Raw genomic sequence first — 3,360 nt, 5'->3', positions numbered from 1 at the left:
TGGCCGCCCCGCTTTGCCATCAGAAGTCGAACGTCACACCGGCATAGAGTGCGCGCCCGTCACCGGGGGCGTGCAGCGAAGCGTGCGCCCCATCCGGGTCGTACCAGGCGTACTCGTAATAGCGGTTGGTCAGGTTTTTCAGCTGCAGGTCCACGCTCATCGACGCACTGACCTGGTAGGTTGCCCCCAGGTTCAGCAACACATAGCCACCGTAGGTGCCTTGGGTGTTCTCGCGCTCCAGGTAGTAGTGGGTCTGGCCGTTTGCCCAGGCGCTCAGTTGCAGGGCAGGCGTGGCCTGGTAGTTGATGCCGGTATTCCACAGGTGGTGCGGCACATGGTCGATCTCTTTGCCTTTGCTGCCAGGCAGGGCGCTGCTCGGCTCAAGGATCTTCGAATATTGCCATGAGTACGACATCCACATCTCGGTGCGTTCGCTCGGGTGCAGGTTGATCTGCAGGTCGTAGCCCCAGCGCCGTGTCTCACCAACATTGTCCGACTCCCCGCTGGGGTCGTTCAGGCGACGGCTCACTTCGCCAGAGGCGTCCTGACGCCAGTAGGCCACGCGGCCATCGACCCAGCTGGCCGGGGTGAACTTGATGCCGGTTTCCCAGCCTTCGTTGATCGAAGGGGCCAGGTCCTCATTGCGCGGCGGCACCTTGTAGGCTGCGGCGCCGGTCCCGACCTGGAAGGTGCGGCCCCAGTTGGCGTAGACGCTGGCAAACTTCCAGGGCGAATAGACAATGCTGAGCTTGGGCTGCTTGATCAGCCCGTAGTCGTTGATGTCGTAGTCCTGCCCGGTCATCTTGTTGGTGAAGTCACCGCTGATCTTGTCCACCCGATAGGCCGGCACGATCTTCAACGATGGGAACGGCTCGATCTCCGCCTGCACGTAGGCACCGACCGTGTTGAAGTCGAAGTCCTGGTCGCGGGTCTGCGCCTGGCGTACACGCTGCACGGTGCGATAGCGCTCGCTACGGTTCTGTTGCTTTTGCACATCGCTGCCACCTTCCAGCGCGAAGGCGTGCAGCCAGTCCACCTGTGGCCGCCAGGTCAACGAGGTAATGGCACCGTACTGGTCTTCGTAGGTGTCTCGTTCCTGTTGCGAGCTGGTAGCCCAGTATTGAGTCCAGCGACGATCGTCGAAGGTATTGAGGTAGGTCTTGGCTGACCACGACAAGGTGTCGGCCAGGTCGGTATCGAAGTGCACGCTGACTTGGTTCATCCGCCGCGTCCCCTTGTCCGTGGCGTTGTAGTCATTGCTCATGCGCGGATGATGGCGGGCGTCATCCTCGGTCAGGTAGCCCGCCTCCTGAGCTTCTGACTCGTAGTGACGGGCAATCAGACCAAGGCGGTAGCTGCCATCGTCGGGGGTATAGAACCATTTGCCGCCGAAGCTGTAGCGCTCGGTATCGGCATGGTCACGGTAGCCATCAACCTGCTGGCGAGCGAAGAAGTAGTTCTGCGTCCAATTGCTGGCCTCGATGCCCTTGGCCAGTTGCACTTCACGCGTATTGAAGCTGCCGTAGCGCAGGCGCGCCTTGTTGTAATTGCCCCCGGTGCGGGTGTGGATATTGACGTTACCGGCGATGTTGTTGAGGCCGTAGCGGGGGTCGCTGGTACCACGCACCACCTCGATGCTGTCGATGTCCATGGGAAACACCGAGTCGATGAAGGGCATGTTGCCGTCGTTGGTGTTGCTGGGGATGCCATCGATCAGCAACTTGACGGCATTCACTTCGCCTTCGCCATTGAAGCCGCGAAACGACAGCTTGCCCGAGGTGGTGCCCTGGTTGAATTCGGTCAGCAACACCCCGGGCGCGCGCCTGAACAGCTCCCAGCTGTAGGCCACCGGCATTTTCTCGAGGATGTCGCCGCCCAGGATATCCACCGAACTGAGCACGCTGCTGGTGGCCAGCGGGCCGCTTTCGGTACTGGTCACGTTGACCGCGCCAAGGGTGAGGGTGGAGTTTTCAGCAGGCAGTGTTTCGGCCACGGCCAGTGTCAGGGGGCTGAGGCTGAACAAAGCGAGCACGGGCAAGGCAGCACGTGCGGTACAACGGAACGCAGGCATGGAAAGTTTCCTGGCTAGACAGTCGGGCAGGGCTGCACACCGCAGGTCACGGGGCAGCTGTTGGCAATCAGCGACGGGTCAGGCCAGGGGAGAGGCGCGGGGGTTGAGCTTTGGCCACTGCTCACGCGGCAGTGGCAACCTGTGGCTGTCACCGAGCAGAAGCGCATCGGGCCAGAACCGCGGGAACAGGTGGCGATAGTAGTCGCTGGCCAGCAGGCTATGCCCGGCATGGCCACAGCAGCAGTCGCCCGCCTGGTGTTTCGTTTCCGGCTGATCACCGAGTTGGGGCAGCTCGGCCTTGAGCTGGGCCAGCAGTGACTTGGGCAGGCTCTGTGCACCGTGCAGGCTGCAAAAGCTACCGAGAATCAGGGATTGGCTGTCGACGCGGGGTGTTTGCAAGGCACGGTCAAGCGGCATCGCCAGCAGGTTGAACAGCACGGCGAAGCAGGCGAACAGACAGAGATGCGCACGCGCTCGTGAAAGCATGAATCACCCATGGAAACGTCGCGCGCATTAAGCCGTATCAGTGACCGGCAGTTCAAGTTCGGTGGCGCGCTATTTTGTCGCATGCGCTAATGACCGCTGTCGTGTCTGGCGCCATTACAGAACTTGCGCAGGGCTGGAGCTCATTGTCATTTGGGTTTGAACTTGAACCGCGTTAGGATTCTCTAACTAGCACCCCACTCACTTCGGAGTAAGTACATGTCGCGTCTGGCAGAGTTTCGTCAGCTTGAACAAAAACTGGCCCAGCAATTGGCTGAACTTGAAGCGCTCAAAGGCTCGTCCGAGCTGCAAAAAGAAATCGAGTTTGAGACAAAACTACGCGACCTGCTCGCCGAATATGGCTACAGTCTGCGGGACATCATCAATTTGCTCGATCCGCAGGCCAACCGTCAGTCCGCACCTGCTGCCACAGCGAAAGCACCGCGTCGTGCCCGACAGGTCAAGCAATACAAGAACCCGCACTCTGGCGAAGTTATCGAGACCAAAGGCGGCAATCACCGCCAGTTGAAAGAGTGGAAGCAGCAATACGGCGCTGATGAAGTCGAAAGTTGGGTCGCCCGCTAACTCGTACCGCGCACAACTTATCAAGTGGGGCCGCTCTGTGCCCCATCGCCGGCAAGCCAGCTCCCCCAGGAACAGCATAGCCCTCAAGCATTGCACGGTCCTGTGGGAGATTCTATGGTTTCTGGCAAGGGTAGCCGCAGCATCTTCAGCGCCTGTGAGATCGAGCGCCGCCCGCGCGGCGCTTCGCGGGTAAACCCGCTCCTACGTTTGTTTCGGGCCAG

3 protein-coding genes are annotated in these 3,360 nt (G+C 60.5%); 1 reads left to right on the top strand and 2 read right to left on the bottom strand.

Going from position 1 to position 3,360, the window contains the following annotated elements; translation table 11 throughout:
• Positions 1-19: 19 nt before the first annotated feature.
• Positions 20-2,071 carry a TonB-dependent receptor gene (locus ACF8SD_RS11405; RefSeq protein ID WP_392484997.1) on the bottom strand — a complete coding sequence of 684 codons (2,052 nt, stop codon included), beginning with the start codon at positions 2,069-2,071 and terminating at the stop codon, positions 20-22.
• Positions 2,072-2,149: 78 nt separating this feature from the next.
• On the bottom strand, positions 2,150-2,557 hold the full coding sequence (locus ACF8SD_RS11400) for a DUF2946 family protein (protein ID WP_110676438.1): 408 nt from the start codon (positions 2,555-2,557) through the stop codon (positions 2,150-2,152).
• A gap of 216 nt (positions 2,558-2,773) precedes the next feature.
• Here ACF8SD_RS11400 and ACF8SD_RS11395 point away from each other — a divergent pair, with 216 nt between their 5' ends.
• Positions 2,774-3,139: a histone-like nucleoid-structuring protein, MvaT/MvaU family gene (locus ACF8SD_RS11395; protein WP_009684832.1), complete on the top strand. Its 366-nt coding sequence runs from the start codon at positions 2,774-2,776 to the stop codon at positions 3,137-3,139.
• The last annotated feature ends 221 nt before the right edge of the window (positions 3,140-3,360 follow it).

The organism is Pseudomonas sp. CJQ_9, from assembly GCF_043106615.1.
GTDB classification, from domain to species: Bacteria; Pseudomonadota; Gammaproteobacteria; order Pseudomonadales; family Pseudomonadaceae; genus Aquipseudomonas; species Aquipseudomonas juntendi.
The sequence above is the reverse complement of the archived record's forward strand: the minus strand, read 5'-3'. Positions and strand labels throughout refer to the sequence as shown.

Excerpts from the sequence above, each read along its gene's own strand:
- ACF8SD_RS11395 (WP_009684832.1), top strand. The coding sequence starts at position 2,774 with ATGTCGCGTCTGGCAGAGTTTCGTCAGCTTGAACAAAAACTGGCCCAG.
- ACF8SD_RS11405 (WP_392484997.1), bottom strand. The coding sequence starts at position 2,071 with ATGCCTGCGTTCCGTTGTACCGCACGTGCTGCCTTGCCCGTGCTCGCT.
- ACF8SD_RS11400 (WP_110676438.1), bottom strand. The coding sequence starts at position 2,557 with ATGCTTTCACGAGCGCGTGCGCATCTCTGTCTGTTCGCCTGCTTCGCC.